We start from the raw sequence: 14,936 nt of genomic DNA on the forward strand, positions 1-14,936 counted from the left end.
TAACTGCTGGCATTGAGCTTGTTTTTTTCGCAAGCAGCCCCCATCTTGGCTTCAAGCTTATTTTTCATCTGTCATAGAGGCGAAATCATGAAGACCACCATTGAATTGCCTCTCCTGCCGTTGCGTGATGTCGTCGTCTATCCGCACATGGTTATCCCGCTGTTCGTGGGGCGCGAGAAGTCTATCGAAGCCCTTGAGGCAGCGATGACGGGCGACAAGCAAATCCTGCTGTTGGCCCAGAAGAATCCTGCTGATGATGATCCAGGCGAAGACGCCCTGTATCGTGTCGGCACCATTGCCACTGTCCTGCAGTTGCTCAAGCTGCCTGATGGCACCGTCAAGGTGCTGGTGGAAGGCGAGCAACGCGGTGCCGTCGAGCGCTTCATGGAGGTGGACGGTCACCTGCGTGCGGAAGTAGCGCTGATCGACGAAGTCGAAGCCCCAGAGCGCGAGTCCGAAGTCTTTGTACGCAGCCTGCTCTCGCAGTTTGAGCAGTATGTGCAGCTGGGCAAGAAAGTCCCGGCTGAAGTCCTGTCTTCCCTCAATAGCATTGATGAGCCGAGCCGCCTGGTCGATACCATGGCCGCCCACATGGCGCTGAAAATCGAGCAGAAGCAGGACATCCTCGAAATCATCGACCTGTCCACCCGTGTCGAACACGTGTTGGCGTTGCTGGATGCCGAAATTGACCTGTTGCAGGTTGAAAAGCGCATCCGTGGTCGTGTGAAGAAACAAATGGAGCGCAGCCAGCGCGAGTACTACTTGAATGAGCAGATGAAGGCCATTCAGAAAGAACTCGGCGACAGCGAGGACGGCCACAACGAAATCGAAGAGCTGAAAAAGCGCATCGATGCCGCAGGCCTGCCCAAAGACGCCCTGACCAAAGCCACTGCCGAGCTGAACAAGCTCAAGCAGATGTCGCCGATGTCGGCCGAAGCCACCGTGGTGCGCTCCTACATCGACTGGCTGGTACAAGTGCCGTGGAAGGCGCAGACCAAAGTGCGCCTGGACCTGGCCCGCGCCGAAGATATTCTCGACGCCGACCACTATGGCCTCGAAGAAGTCAAAGAACGCATCCTCGAATACCTCGCCGTGCAAAAGCGCGTGAAGAAGATTCGTGGTCCGGTGTTGTGCCTGGTCGGGCCACCGGGTGTGGGTAAAACCTCCCTGGCCGAGTCCATCGCCAACGCAACCAACCGCAAATTCGTGCGCATGGCCCTCGGCGGCGTGCGTGATGAAGCGGAAATCCGTGGCCATCGCCGTACTTACATCGGTTCGATGCCCGGAAGATTGATTCAAAAGATGACAAAGGTGGGTGTGCGCAACCCGCTGTTCCTGCTCGATGAAATCGACAAAATGGGCAGCGACATGCGTGGCGACCCGGCGTCGGCCTTGCTGGAAGTGCTCGATCCCGAGCAGAACCACAACTTCAACGACCATTACCTGGAAGTCGACTACGACCTGTCCGACGTAATGTTCCTGTGCACCTCCAACTCCATGAACATCCCGCCAGCCTTGCTGGACCGGATGGAAGTGATTCGTCTGCCGGGCTACACCGAAGACGAGAAGATCAACATCGCCGTCAAGTACCTCGCGCCCAAGCAGATTTCGGCCAATGGCCTGAAGAAGGGTGAGATCGAATTTGACGTCGGCACGATCCGCGACATCGTCCGCTACTACACCCGCGAAGCCGGTGTGCGGGGCCTGGAGCGCCAGATCGCGAAGATCTGCCGCAAGGCGGTCAAGGAACATGCGCTGGAAAAACGCTTCTCGGTGAAGGTCACGGCCGACTCCCTGGAGCACTTCCTCGGCGTGCGTAAATTCAGCTATGGCCTGGCCGAGCAGCAGGATCAAGTCGGTCAGGTCACGGGCCTGGCATGGACCCAGGTGGGCGGCGAGTTGCTGACCATCGAAGCTGCGGTGATCCCAGGCAAGGGCCAATTGATCAAGACCGGTTCGTTGGGTGATGTGATGGTCGAATCCATCACCGCCGCGCAGACCGTGGTGCGCAGCCGCGCCAAGAGCCTGGGGATTCCCCTGGACTTCCACGAGAAGCACGACACCCACATCCACATGCCGGAAGGGGCGACCCCGAAGGATGGCCCTAGCGCTGGTGTAGGCATGTGCACGGCCCTGGTGTCGGCATTGACGGGTATCCCTGTGCGTGCGGATGTCGCCATGACCGGCGAAATCACTCTGCGTGGCCAGGTATTGGCGATCGGTGGCCTGAAAGAGAAATTGCTCGCTGCTCACCGGGGCGGTATCAAGACCGTGATCATTCCTGAAGAGAATGTTCGCGACTTGAAGGAAATTCCTGACAACATCAAGCAGGATCTGCAGATTAAACCGGTTAAATGGATTGACGAGGTCCTGCAAATTGCGCTGCAATACGCGCCGGAGCCCTTGCCGGATGTGGCTCCCGAGATAGTTGCAAAGGACGAAAAACGCGAGTCTGATTCCAAGGAAAGAATTAGCACGCATTAATGCGAATAAGCCTGGGGGCTTCCTTGACAGCTTTTTAGAGCCCTTGTTATAAAGCGGCTCTTATAAGTGTCTGTAGGCCATTCAGCACTGGTTTTTGCTTTCACCAAAAAACTTAGAATCATACTCAATAGATATATAAGGGGACTTAGAGTGAACAAGTCGGAACTGATTGATGCTATCGCTGCATCCGCTGATATCCCGAAAGCTGCTGCTGGCCGTGCGCTGGATGCAGTAATCGAATCCGTCACTGGCGCTCTGAAGGCCGGCGACTCCGTAGTACTGGTAGGCTTCGGTACTTTCTCTGTGACTGACCGCCCAGCTCGCACTGGCCGTAACCCACAGACTGGCGCAGCTCTGAAAATCGCTGCTGCCAAGAAACCAGGTTTCAAAGCCGGTAAAGCCCTGAAAGAAGCTGTTAACTAAGCTTCGATCCAGCCTTTACCTACCCGGGTCGAACGCAGGTTCGACCTGGCAGCGGAGCGGCAGCAGACCCACGTATCCATCGGGTCGCCAAGCCGGGGGGCGGATTCAAACCCCCGTCCGCTCCGCCAGTTGCGAGAAGGCGCATCCTTGGATGCGCCTTTCTTATATCCGTACTCTACCCACGCTCCACGGTTGCCAATTTTTGAAGTTCAACCGTTTCTGGGGGACGCATGCTGCAAAATATCAGGGACAATTCACAAGGCTGGATTGCCAAGACCATTATCGGGATCATCGTCGCGTTGATGGCGTTCACCGGTATCGAAGCCATTTTCCAGGCTTCCGGTAACAACAAGCAGGACGTGGCCAAGGTCAACGGTGAAGAGATTACTCAAACCGAATTGAGCCAGGCCGTCGATATGCAACGCCGTCAGCTGATGCAACAGCTGGGCAAGGATTTCGACGCTTCGCTGCTGGACGAAAAACTGCTGCGCGAAGCGGCCCTCAAGGGTTTGATCGATCGTAAGCTGTTGCTGCAAGGCGCTGCGGACTCCAAGTTCGGCTTCTCCGAAGCAGCACTGGACCAGACGATCCTGCTGACGCCTGAGTTCCAGGTGGACGGCAAGTTCAGCGCTGAGCGCTTTGACCAGGTGATCCGTCAGTTGGGCTACAGCCGCATGCAATTCCGTCAGATGCTGACCCAGGAAATGCTGATCGGCCAGGTTCGCGCAGGCATCGCTGGCAGCGGTTTTGTCACCGATGCTGAAGTGCTGGCATTCGCCCGCCTGGAAAAACAGACCCGCGATTTCGCCACCGTCAACATCAAGGCCGACCCGGCTGCGGTGAAGCTCACCGACGACGAGGTCAAGGCTTACTACGACCAGCACGCCAAAGAGTTCATGACCCCGGACCAGGTGGTCATCGACTACCTGGAATTGAAGAAGTCGTCCTTCTTCGACCAGGTCGCCGTCAAGGACGAAGAACTGCAGGCTGCCTATCAGAAAGAAACCGCCAACCTCGCTGAACAGCGTCGTGCCGCGCACATCCTGATTGAAGTCAACGATAAGGTCACCGAGGCGCAAGCCAAGGCCAAGATCGAAGAGATCCAGGCGCGCCTGGCCAAGGGTGAGAAATTCGAAGCCCTGGCCAAGGAGTTCTCCCAGGATCCAGGTTCTGCCAACAACGGCGGCGACCTCGGCTTTGCCGGCCCTGGCGTCTACGACCCGGACTTCGAAACTGCTCTGTACGCGTTGAACCAGGACCAGGTCTCGGCACCGGTTCGCTCGTCCTTCGGTTGGCACTTGATCAAGCTGTTGGGCGTTGAAGCACCCCAGGTGCCATCGTTTGCCAGCCTGAAAGACAAGCTGACCCGCGAGCTCAAGACCCAACAGGTCGAGCAGCGTTTTGTCGAAGCGACCAAGCAATTGGAAGATGCGGCATTCGAGGCCTCGGACCTGGCGCAGCCGGCGTCCGACCTGAAGCTGACCGTACACACCTCCGCGCCGTTCGGCCGCGAAGGTGGCGAAGGTGTTGCGGCCAACCGTGCCGTGCTCACCGCCGCGTTCAGCCCGGAAGTGCTGGATGAGGGTGCCAACAGCACCGCCATTGAGCTGGACCCGGAAACCATCATCGTGCTGCGTGCCAAAGAACATCTGAAGCCAACGCAACTGCCGCTGGAAAGCGTAGCAGCGGCGATTCGCGCACAGATGACCAAGGAACGTGCAAGCGCAGCTGCCAAGGCTCACGCTGAAGAGTTGATCGCCAGCCTGCGTGAAGGCAGGACGCCATTGACCCAACCGGTCGATGGCCAGGCGTGGAAAGTGACTGAAGCGGCCAGCCGCAATCAGGAAGCGATCGACCCTGCCGTGCTGCAAGCCCTGTTCCGCATGCCCAAGCCTGCGGCCAAGGACAAGCCGACCTTCACCACCGTGACCCTGGCTGACGGTAGCCTGGTGATCGTGCGCTTGAACGGCGTCAACGAAGCAGCTGCCCCAACGGACGAAGAAAAGGCGCAAATCCGCCGCTTCCTCGCTTCCCGCGTTGGCCAGCAAGACTTTGCTGCGTACCGCAAGCAGTTGGAAAGCCAGGCTGACATCAAGAAGTTCTGATTCCCGCTTGAACAAAAAGCCCCCGGCCTGAAAAGACCGGGGGCTTTTTTATGGGCGTTTGCAAAGGGCCAAGGCCATCAGCGCCACCACAGCCCACGGAAATGCAATCACCCCCCAGCCCTGCAGCAGCAGGCCGCCGACTAATCGTATCCGTCCGGCCAACACACCTTCCTGGCCCCGACGCCAAAGGCGATGGTGTCCACCTGATTTAAGTGGACACCATTTCTAGCCTTTTAAGCGGGTCTTTCATGCAGCCACAACGCCGTTCCTACTCCAAATCCTTCAAGGCCCAGATTATTCAAGAGTGCGCCCAGCCCGGGGCCTCGATTGCCAGCGTTGCGCTGAGCCACAGCCTCAACGCAAACCTCGTCCATAAATGGATCCGAGTGCACACGCAGAAAGCCATGGCGCTGCAACCTGCTTTCATTCCTCTGTCCTTGCAGGCTATTGGGACAAAGTCGGATTCCGCGTCATCGACTATCTGTCTGGAAATCCCACACCCGAGCGGTACCATCAAAGTGAACTGGCCGACCGAAAGCGCCGCTGCCTGGTAGCCGACCGCGCAACACGGTGCAATATCACCATATCTACCAGGAACTGCTCTCTGTGGGTCGGCGCTGGCGCGCACCACCAACGTGCCTACAGACGAGGCGTTAGCCTTACCCTTGGTCAGGTCGCCTCCCAATACCCCGGCATCAGCCGGTCTTCGATCTCCGGCGGACGCACATGAATGCTGACCATCTCAGGGATCAGGCCGCGCCGATCCACACCGCCATAGCGCGGTCTGCGCGTCGTCTTGCTTTGGCGCAGGCAGATGATAAGCTCCTTGCGCAGTTCACCGACCGGCAGGGCATAGATCGCGTTATTGATCGTCTTGCGACAGACGTAGGCCTCTCTGAGGTTGGGAGTCTTCATGCTGCGCATGCTTGCGGGCAATCTGATCGGGAGACAAACGCTCACGCAGCAGATGGGCCACCAACTCGAAGCGCTCGCTACCCAGCAACAGCTTTCGCATCGGTCGACAAACCTAGCGGCGGGCCTGCATCTGCTGCCGGGCCGCACGGGCCGAGTAACAACCGCAGGCATCTCGATTGCGGCGCAGCTCCCGGCTGATGGTCGAAGGGGATCGGGTGATCAAGCAGGTAATCCTACGCAGGCTGAAACCTTGGGCATGACCGATTTAAATGACGCGCTCTTCAACGCTGAGTTCGGAGTAAGACATAGGGGCAGCACCGTACCGGAAAGGCCAGGTGCTGCACTCAACTTTTGCCGCCGCAGGTCGACAACTGTTTGCCAGCCCTAATACCTATCAAGGGGGAGCACTCTTCGACAGTTGTGACTATCAGGCTGTTCACCTGTCTTTTAGCCCCCCCTCTATGGGGGGAGCATCAAGAGGGGTGCCTGCTAATGTGAAAAAGTTTGACTAAACGATCAGCTTACAGAGCCGACTAGACCCACTGCCTCCCAGGCTATCGATGTGCCTATCATTCAGGTGAGCCCTCCCCATGCGAATCAATCAACCACTCAGCGGCCGCGAACGCAGTTTCCCAGCAGAACAGCACCTCATTTCCGCCACCGATACCCGCGGGATCATCACGTACTGCAACGACGAGTTCGCCGAGATCAGCGGATTTACCCGCGAGGAATTGGTCGGCAGCCCGCACAACCTAGTGCGTCACCCGGATATGCCGCCTGCCGTGTTCGCTCATATGTGGGACTACCTAAAATCCGGACGCAGCTGGATGGGCATCGTCAAGAACCGCTGCAAGAACGGCGATCACTATTGGGTCAGCGCCTATGTCACGCCCATCCAGGAAAACGGCCGGGTCGTCGGCTACGAGTCGGTGCGCAGCAAACCCAACAGCGAGCAGGTGCGCCGTGCCGAAGCGCTCTACGCGCGCCTGAACCAGGGGCGCCCGGCCATCGGCCGTGGCGAGGCATTCGCGCAACTGGCACGCTTCTTCGTGCTGCCGCTGCTCGGTGTAGTGAGCGGCGCGGCGCTCTGGAGCCTGGAATTGCCCGGCACGGCGTTGCTGCTGACCTTGGTCCTGCTTGGGCTGCAGGGTTTTGCCAGCCTGCACAACTCCAGCCAGCTGCTCGGCCGGGCTCGTGCAGTAGCGCCAAAAACATTCGACAGCCCGCTGGTGGCCCGCACCTACAGCGATGCCTCCGGGCCACTGGCGCTGCTGCACCTGGCACTGATCAGCGAGGATGCACGGATTCGCACGGCGCTTTGCCGCCTGGGAGACTTCGCCGACCAGACCGCCGCCCTGGCCAAGGAAAACGGCCGCCTCAACGAGCAGGCCGAACGTGCCCTGCAGGCCCAGCGCAATGAAGCTGACCAGGCCGCCACGGCGATGCACGAGATGGCCGCGTCGATCAATCAGGTCTCCAGCCACGTCCAGCAAACCGCTCAGGAAGCACGTCAGGCCAGTGAACTGGCTATGGCCGGCGCCCAGCAGTCGCAGCAAAGCCGCCAGGTCATCGAGCAACTGGCGCAGACTGTCGATGGCATCGGCCAATCGGTGCAGTCACTGGCCGATGAAACCGCTTCCATCCAGCAAGCCGCCAGCATGATCCACGCGATTGCCGAGCAGACCAACCTGCTGGCCCTGAATGCCGCCATCGAAGCAGCCCGCGCCGGTGAGCAGGGCCGTGGCTTTGCCGTAGTGGCCGACGAAGTGCGCGCCCTGGCCTCCAAGACCCGCCAGTCTACCGACGTCATCCAGGGCATCATCACGGGCCTGCATAAGGAAACCGAACGTGCCTTGAGCGTAGCTCGCGCCGGCAGCGAGGAAGCGCGTAACGGCGTGGCGCGGGTAGCGCAAACCGAACAGTCGCTACAGGGCATCAGCCAGACGGTCGACAACATCCATCAGATGGCCGAGCAGATGGCCGCTGCCGCCGAACAGCAGAGTCTGGTCGCTGAGGATATTGCCCGGCAGATCAACTCGATTTCCCAGGCCACCAACGACAATGCCGAAGTCACCGGCAATAGCGCGCGCCTAGGCAGCCAGCTACAGTCCACTGCAGGCTCCCTGCACGCGCTGGTCGAGCGTTTCAACAGTTAATAATCCTGCACAACGGGCGCTAGCAGCGCCCCCGGACAACGCCTTGCAGCCTCTCTATCTGAACCACCGCAGTCTGGCTCTGAGCACCTGCGCCCTGGCCTTGGTACTGATGGCCCTGGCCCTGAGCCTGCCTCCGATTGCCATCTTCACTGCCCGTCCGGCCGACTACCTCTCGGTGCATATCCTGCTGGAAATGTTCGCCATCAGCGTCTCGCTGATGATTGTGACTATTGCTTGGAATACCCCTGATCATGACGCCGAGCCCATAGCTCAGACCTTGGTCTTCGGCTTCGCCAGCGTGGCCGGCCTGGACATGTTGCATACCCTGTATTTCGCCGGCATGCCGGGGCTGGTGGTGGATGGCAGTACCAACACGGCGATCTTTTTCTGGCTCAGCAGCCGTGCGGTCGAGGTGGCCGTTCTCTGCCTGGCAGCCCTGTCGTTGCGCCTACCCGGCAGCCGCAATGCCTGGCTGATAGCAGGCATTGTCCTGGTCGCCGCCCTGTTCCTGATCGCCACTCAGCGCCCACAATGGCTGCCGCTGAGCTATATCCCCGGCAGCGGCCTGACGCCACTGAAGAACACCTGCGAACTCATCCTGTGCGTCGCCAACCTGGGCCTGGCCCTGTGGTTCTTCCTGCGTAGCCGCAAGACTCAGAGCAGCCGCGATCTATGGCTGGGCGCGGCCTGTTTCATTACCGCGATGGGCGGCCTGGCGTTTACCCAATACCGAACGACTTCGGAATTCATCAACCTGTTCGGCCACATCTATAAGGTGGCCGCCTACTGCTTCTTCTACCTGGCTGCCTTCCAGATTGCCGTGCGCAAACCCTATCGTTTGCTGGAAGTGCGTGAGCAGCGCATTCGCGAACAGGAAACCGAACTGCACAACCTGCTGAGCAACCTGCCGGTTGGCATCGCCCGCCTGGATGAGCACCTGCACCTGCGCTATGCCAACCCGACGCTAATCCGCAGCCAGGATCGTCGTCCGGAAAGCGTGATCGGCCAAACCATCGGCGATCTGCTGCTGGACGACGTTGCCGAGCAGATCAGACCACACCTGATCAAAGCCCTCGACGGCATACGCAGCGACCTGGACCTGCAATACCTGCGCCCGGACGGCAACAGCGCCTATGCCTCCTGCCTGGTGGTGCCGGAACGCCAGGTCAGCGGCCGCGAAGCCGGGGTGCTGGCGATTTTCACCGACACCAGCGAACGCGAGCACAATCGCCGACAGTTGATTGACTCACTGCGTGAAATCGCCGAGATCAAGGCCGCCCTGGATGCCCACGCCATCGTCGCCATCACCGATGCCCGCGGGGTAATCACCCAGGTTAACGACAAGTTCTGCGCCATTTCCCAATACGCCCGCAGTGAACTGGTCGGCCGCACCCACAAAATGATCAACTCCGGCCATCATCCGCGCGAATTTTTCCAGGACCTGTGGCGCACCATCAGCCATGGCGAGGTGTGGAGTGGCGAGGTGTGCAACCGCGCCAAGGACGGCTCGCTGTACTGGGTGCAGAGCACCATCATGCCCTTCATCGGCAAGGATGGCCTGCCCGAGCAGTACATCGCCATCCGCGCCGACATCACCAAGCGCAAGCGCATCGAAGAAGCCGCCCAGCGCATGGCCCTGCACGACGCCCTCACCGGCCTGGCCAACCGCCGCCTGATGAGCGAACGCCTGATCCGCGCCCTGCACAACAGCCAACGGCATAATCAGCACGGTGCCCTGTTGCTGATGGACCTGGACCACTTCAAGGAAATCAACGACACCCTCGGCCACCCGATCGGCGACCAGCTGCTCAAGGAAGTGGCCGTGCGCCTGCAGGGCACCCTGCGCCAGAGCGACACGGTGGCGCGCCTGGGCGGCGACGAGTTCGTGGTGATCATCGAAGAGCTGGGCAACAGCCAGGAAAGCGCCATGCACCATGCCAGCGATACTGGCGAGAAGATCCGCCAGGTGCTGTCCGCGCCCTATCAGCTCCACGACCATATGGCGCAGATCACCCCGAGCATTGGCGTGGTGTTGTTCGATGGCACGCTGCAGAACGCCGACGAACTGATCAAGCGGGCCGACATGGCGCTGTACAAAGCCAAGGATGCCGGGCGCGACCAGCTGTGCTTCTTCGATAACGCCCTGCAGAGCGAAATCAACCAGCGCGCCCTGCTGCAGCGGGACCTGCGCCTGGCCCTGGAGCAGGATGAGCTGCGCCTGTTCTACCAATCGGTAGTCGACGCCGACGAGCAGATCCTCGGCTTTGAGGCCCTGCTGCGTTGGCAAAACCCGCAGCGCGGCCTGGTTTCCACGGCGCAGTTCATTCCCCTGGCCGAGGAAAGCGGCCTGATTATTCCGATCGGCCAATGGGTACTGGCCACCGCCTGCCGCCAGCTGGCCGAGTGGCAGCACGACCCCATGCGCCAGGTCTGGACCATTGCCGTGAATATCAGCGCCCGCCAGCTCAGCCAGGCCGATTTCGTCCAGCAGGTGCTGCAGGTGCTGGCCAGCAGCGGCGCACCGGCCAACCGCCTGCGCCTGGAAATCACCGAATCCATGCTGCAACACGACCTGACGGTAACCATCGGCAAGATGCAGGCACTGCGCCAGGTCGGCGTGCGCTTCTCGCTGGACGACTTCGGCACCGGCTATTCGTCCATGAGCTACCTCAAGCACATGCCGCTGGATCAGCTGAAGATCGACAAGTCCTTCGTCGACGAAATCCTCACCGACAACACCGACAGCGCCATCGCTCACACCGTGGTGACCCTGGCGCAAAACCTCGGCCTGGAGGTGGTAGCCGAAGGCGTGGAGCAGCGCGAACAACTGGAGTTGCTGATTGCTATCGGCTGCCGAGCGTTCCAAGGTTACCTGTTTGGTAAGCCGGAACCGATCACCCGAACATAAGGGGAAATTAGCGTGTAAGGCTGAGCTGTAAATGAAGTTGTCAGCGAAGGTTATAAAGCCGTCGCTGAATGAGATCGAACTCAGACTGGAGATCTGTTTTAGTCGCTCATTCGACAAGCGTCTGCGTGAGTTAGCCCGTGTCCAGGAGACCGTTCACGCACCCCATTGAAATCCTAGGGCACAGCCTAGTCGTGTCAGCCAGCCTGGGGGTCGCCATCGCGCCCAAAGATGGGCAATGCACGAACGATCTCATCATGCATGCAGATCTGGCCATGTACCGCGCCAATGAAAGCCTTCCGCGAATACTTCCGTAACTCTTTTTTGGCACAGCAGCTCGTCAGCACTAGGCGATAAATTGCCGGCGGCGAATCGCCATGACACAGAGAAGCAACCCGATGTTTGCTAACGCCGGACTTGGTGAGCACCATGAGCGCCATCAACGGTCGCTGGGGGCGCGGAACTGTAAGCGTCTGCCGAACTCACCTTGCGTAATTCAGGCGGGTGCCCATTGATGCGGCAGTAGTTGGCCAATCTCGCTGGCCCGCTGTGTCGGCAGCCGCATCAGCACATCCTTCAGGTAGGCGTACGGATCATGCCCATTCATCCGCGCCGACTGGATCAGGCTCATGATCGCCGCCGCCCGTTTGCCGCTGCGCAGCGACCCGGCAAACAGCCAGTTCGAGCGTCCAAGGGCCCATGGTCGAATCTGGTTCTCGACCTGATTGTTGTCGATAGGCACGGCGCCGTCGTCCAGATAGCGCGTCAGCGCTAACCAGCGTTTTAGGCTGTAATCCAGGGCTTTTGCCGTGGCTGATCCGTTGGGCACCCGATCACGCTGGGCCAGCATCCAGTTATGCAGCGCATCGAGGATTGGTGAAGACTTTTCCTGCCGTATTCGCCAGCGTTCTTCATCGCTCATGTGCCGTGCTTGCCGCTCGATTTCATACAGCCCGGCAATGGAGTGCAGCGCCTGTTCGGCTAACTGGCTTTTGTTCGCTGCGTGCAGATCGAAAAATTTGCGGCGGGCGTGGGCCATGCAGCCAATTTCGGTGATGCCCTGCTCGAAGCTGGCCTTGTAGCCGGCGAAGTCGTCGCAGACCAGCTTGCCACTCCACTGACCCAGAAAATTGCGCGCATGCTCACCAGCCCGGCTGGGGCTGAAGTCATACACCACGGCCTTCAGGTCGGCGAAGGGTGTGGTGCAGTATGCCCAGACGTAAGCCCGGTGGGTTTTCTTCTCGCCAGGGGCCAGCATTTGCACGGGGGTTTCGTCGGCGTGGATCACGCCTTGCGCCAGTACCGCCTCGCGCAGGGCGTCGACCAATGGTTGGAGCTGTACGCCGGTGTGTCCGACCCACTGCGCCAGCGTCGAGCGGGCGATGGCCAGGCCAGCGCGCCCAAAAATCTTTTCTTGCCTATACAGCGGCAGGTGGTCGGCAAATTTGGCCACCATCACGTGAGCCAGCAGGCCGGCAGTGGGGATGCCCTTGTCGATCACCTGGGCTGGTACCGGCGCCTGGATCAGTGTTTCGCACTGACGGCAGGCCCATTTGCCACGCACGTGCTGTTCGACGGTGAACACGCCCGGCGTGTAATCCAGCTTTTCGCTGATGTCTTCGCCGATGCGTTGCAGCTGGCAGCCGCAGGTGCATTGAGTGTTCTGCGGCTCGTGACGGATCACAGTACGCGGAAACTGGGCTGGCAGCGGTGCGCGCTTGGGCTGTTGGCGGGGTTCAGCCGGAGCCGCCGGAGGATTGAGGGTTTTCAGTTCCGCCTCGATAGCGGCAATGTCCGTGTCGAGCAAATCATCCAGCAGGCTGCCCTGGTCAGGGCTTAGTTGCTCGCTACGCTTGGCGAACTTGTATCGCTTGAACCAGGCGATTTCATGGGTGAGCTGCTCGATGACGGTTTGATCGCGGTCGATCTTCTTGCCCATCGTTTCAACCGTCTTACCCAACGTGTCGACTTGCGACAGCAACTGCGCAGCGAGTGCGCGCAGTTGCTCAGGTGTCAGTTGGTCGAGATTGGGCGAGGAAGTCATGCCGCTGATTGTGCCAGAGCAGGCGATCAGCGCAGATAAAGCGATGGGCTAATGGCCGGCGCTACAGCACTGTGATCGCACCGGCTGCACCAACCCGCTGCCAAGGTAAACCGAGCACCAAAGCCTGAAGCTGCTCGGTGTCGAGTTCAACTTCCGAGCCGCGGTGGATGCCTGGCCAGTGAAACTTGCCCTGGTTCAATCGCCGCGCGGCCAGCCAGATCCCTACACCGTCATGCACCAACACTTTCATGCGGTTGGCGCGGCGGTTGGCGAACAGATAAGCACAGTGCGGCTTCGCCGCACCGAATACCTCCACTACACGGGCCAATGCGGTCTCGGTGCCGGCGCGCATGTCCATCGGCTCAGTGGCAAGCCAGATGCTATCGATGCGGATCACGGGGCAAGCCCCCGGACAAAGCGGGCGCAGCCGTCAGGATCGGACACTGGCCATTTCACTGTGACTGACTGCTCGCCAAGCGATAGCTCAATAATCACCGATGCTGCAGTCGGCCGTTTGGGCGTAGCCCTCAATGGAACGAACGCCGACAACACCGCGGGTAGCTGATCTCGGTAAAGCGGTAGCCATTTTCGAATGACGTTGGCGTTGATGCCATGGCGGATGGCAACGCTGGAGACGGTCGCACCCGGTTGTAGGCATTCCTGAACGACCTGGACCTTGAACGGTTTGGGGTAAGAGCTTCGTTGGCGCATGGAAATCCTAACGTTAAGGACGATCGCGTCCGCTTAAAAATACGCGGACACCATCGCCCTTAATGCTGGAGTTCGGAAGGTGACTTGGCTGGACGCTTACGACTAATCCCCCGCCCGCGATGCCCAGGTTCCACACGGTGACCAGCATCGATTGCGCGGCATCCGCCGAGTCGCCAGCGGCCTTGGCCAGTGCCGTTTGCAACAAGGCCGGCAGGCCGCCGAACGCCAGGCCCCACAAGGCCACCGCGAGGTAGATCACGCTGGGGGAGGTGATCCAGAACGCCAACGCCAGGGCGATCAGGCCAAACAGCGCGCAACTGATCAGCACCAGCTTGCGCAACCAGCGATCGATCAACAGGCCCGTCAGCCAGATGCTCAACAGCGCGGCGACACCAAAAACCAGCAGCACGCGGTCAATATCCGCCGCAAGGCCAGCGGGAACCAACAGTGGGGCGATGTAGGTATAGAGAATGTTGTGGGCCAGCACGTAGGTAAACGTCACCCACAGCACCGGACGAATCCCTGGCAAAGTCAGTACCTGACGCAGCCCCAGGCGCTTGCCTGTAGCTTGCCCGGCAAAATCCGGCAGTTGCCAGCGCGCCCAGATCAGCAACACCAGCGTCAGCCCGGTCATGATCGCAAAGCTCAGGCGCCAGCCTACGACGGTCCCCAGCAAGGTCCCCGCCGGTACGCCGAGGGATAACGCCAGCGGCGCCCCCAGCATCGCCACGGCAATTGCGCGGCCTTGCAGGTGCGGCGCGACCATCCGGCTCGCATAACCCGCCAGCAACGCCCAGAGCAGTCCGGCGAAGACACCGGCGAAAAAGCGCGCCACCAGGGTCAGCCCGTAATGGCTGGAGAACGCGGTGACGCTGTTGACCAAGGCAAAGCCACCGATGGCCACCAGCAGCAACGGGCGCCGGCGCCAGCCGCGGGTCCATAACGTCAGCGGGATGGCGGCGAGCAATGAGCCCAGGGCGTACAGCGTGACCAATTGGCCGACGAGGGCGGGTGACACACCCAGGCCTTCGCCCATTTGTGGCAGAAGCCCGGCGGGCATGGCTTCGGTGAGGATGGTGATGAACCCGGCGAATGCCAGCGCCAATAAACCACCCAGCGGTAGCGTATCGCCCTGGGTTGTCGTTGCGGATTCGGTAAGTGCTGTCATGACGCTGTATCCCTGAAAAAGGCCA

Annotated in this window: 11 protein-coding genes and 2 pseudogenes; 8 read left to right on the top strand and 5 right to left on the bottom strand. The window is 60.2% G+C overall.

Going from position 1 to position 14,936, the window contains the following annotated elements; all coding sequences use genetic code 11:
• Positions 1 to 87: 87 nt before the first annotated feature.
• From lon to tnpA (ACZRMO_RS18645), 4 genes are all read left to right on the top strand, one after another.
• The gene (lon, locus tag ACZRMO_RS18630) at positions 88 to 2,484 is read left to right on the top strand and encodes an endopeptidase La (RefSeq protein WP_463973793.1); all 2,397 of its coding nucleotides are present in this window, start codon (positions 88 to 90) and stop codon (positions 2,482 to 2,484) included.
• A 135-nt stretch (positions 2,485 to 2,619) separates the two neighbouring features.
• Complete coding sequence (locus ACZRMO_RS18635) at positions 2,620 to 2,907, top strand: HU family DNA-binding protein (protein WP_463973850.1); 288 nt, start codon at positions 2,620 to 2,622, stop codon at positions 2,905 to 2,907.
• A 230-nt stretch (positions 2,908 to 3,137) separates the two neighbouring features.
• Complete coding sequence (locus tag ACZRMO_RS18640; RefSeq protein ID WP_463973794.1) at positions 3,138 to 5,012, top strand: SurA N-terminal domain-containing protein; 1,875 nt, start codon at positions 3,138 to 3,140, stop codon at positions 5,010 to 5,012.
• A 248-nt stretch (positions 5,013 to 5,260) separates the two neighbouring features.
• Positions 5,261 to 5,566 (top strand): IS66-like element accessory protein TnpA, encoded by a 306-nt coding sequence (tnpA, locus tag ACZRMO_RS18645; RefSeq protein ID WP_047302739.1) that lies wholly within the window; start codon positions 5,261 to 5,263, stop codon positions 5,564 to 5,566.
• 62 nt (positions 5,567 to 5,628) lie between these two features.
• On the opposite strand, the pseudogene ACZRMO_RS18650 reads toward tnpA (ACZRMO_RS18645), so the two are convergent.
• Positions 5,629 to 6,192 (bottom strand): annotated as a pseudogene (locus tag ACZRMO_RS18650) (IS30 family transposase); the annotation flags it as partial.
• Positions 6,193 to 6,517: 325 nt separating this feature from the next.
• On the opposite strand from ACZRMO_RS18650, the pseudogene ACZRMO_RS18655 reads away from it, so the two are divergent.
• From ACZRMO_RS18655 to ACZRMO_RS18670, 4 genes and pseudogenes are all read left to right on the top strand, one after another.
• Positions 6,518 to 6,847 (top strand): annotated as a pseudogene (locus ACZRMO_RS18655) (PAS domain-containing protein); the annotation flags it as partial.
• Positions 6,848 to 6,997: 150 nt separating this feature from the next.
• Positions 6,998 to 8,083 (top strand): methyl-accepting chemotaxis protein, encoded by a 1,086-nt coding sequence (locus ACZRMO_RS18660; RefSeq protein ID WP_411829050.1) that lies wholly within the window; start codon positions 6,998 to 7,000, stop codon positions 8,081 to 8,083.
• Positions 8,084 to 8,126: 43 nt separating this feature from the next.
• Positions 8,127 to 10,991: a bifunctional diguanylate cyclase/phosphodiesterase gene (locus ACZRMO_RS18665; RefSeq protein WP_198342814.1), complete on the top strand. Its 2,865-nt coding sequence runs from the start codon at positions 8,127 to 8,129 to the stop codon at positions 10,989 to 10,991.
• A gap of 137 nt (positions 10,992 to 11,128) precedes the next feature.
• Entirely contained in the window at positions 11,129 to 11,305 is a 177-nt protein-coding gene (locus tag ACZRMO_RS18670) for a diguanylate cyclase domain-containing protein (RefSeq protein ID WP_078466174.1), read from the top strand.
• A gap of 179 nt (positions 11,306 to 11,484) precedes the next feature.
• On the opposite strand, the gene tnpC is transcribed toward ACZRMO_RS18670, so the two are convergent.
• The 4 genes from tnpC to ACZRMO_RS18690 form a co-directional block, all read right to left on the bottom strand.
• Complete coding sequence (tnpC, locus tag ACZRMO_RS18675) at positions 11,485 to 13,032, bottom strand: IS66 family transposase (RefSeq protein WP_060772731.1); 1,548 nt, start codon at positions 13,030 to 13,032, stop codon at positions 11,485 to 11,487.
• 61 nt (positions 13,033 to 13,093) lie between these two features.
• Positions 13,094 to 13,429 carry an IS66 family insertion sequence element accessory protein TnpB gene (gene tnpB / locus ACZRMO_RS18680; protein WP_010562499.1) on the bottom strand — a complete coding sequence of 112 codons (336 nt, stop codon included), beginning with the start codon at positions 13,427 to 13,429 and terminating at the stop codon, positions 13,094 to 13,096.
• Positions 13,426 to 13,743 carry an IS66-like element accessory protein TnpA gene (gene tnpA / locus ACZRMO_RS18685; protein WP_073665984.1) on the bottom strand — a complete coding sequence of 106 codons (318 nt, stop codon included), beginning with the start codon at positions 13,741 to 13,743 and terminating at the stop codon, positions 13,426 to 13,428. The genes tnpB and tnpA (ACZRMO_RS18685) overlap by 4 nt, the downstream gene beginning before the upstream one ends.
• 13 nt (positions 13,744 to 13,756) lie before the next feature.
• Positions 13,757 to 14,911, bottom strand: coding sequence for an MFS transporter (locus ACZRMO_RS18690; protein WP_463973795.1), 1,155 nt, complete (start codon positions 14,909 to 14,911; stop codon positions 13,757 to 13,759).
• Positions 14,912 to 14,936 lie beyond the last annotated feature (25 nt).

It is taken from the genome of Pseudomonas sp. B611, assembly GCF_055407965.1.

Excerpts from the sequence above, each read along its gene's own strand:
- lon (WP_463973793.1), top strand. The coding sequence starts at position 88 with ATGAAGACCACCATTGAATTGCCTCTCCTGCCGTTGCGTGATGTCGTC.
- tnpC (WP_060772731.1), bottom strand. The coding sequence starts at position 13,032 with ATGACTTCCTCGCCCAATCTCGACCAACTGACACCTGAGCAACTGCGC.
- tnpA (WP_047302739.1), top strand. The coding sequence starts at position 5,261 with ATGCAGCCACAACGCCGTTCCTACTCCAAATCCTTCAAGGCCCAGATT.
- tnpA (WP_073665984.1), bottom strand. The coding sequence starts at position 13,743 with ATGCGCCAACGAAGCTCTTACCCCAAACCGTTCAAGGTCCAGGTCGTT.
- ACZRMO_RS18690 (WP_463973795.1), bottom strand. The coding sequence starts at position 14,911 with ATGACAGCACTTACCGAATCCGCAACGACAACCCAGGGCGATACGCTA.
- ACZRMO_RS18640 (WP_463973794.1), top strand. The coding sequence starts at position 3,138 with ATGCTGCAAAATATCAGGGACAATTCACAAGGCTGGATTGCCAAGACC.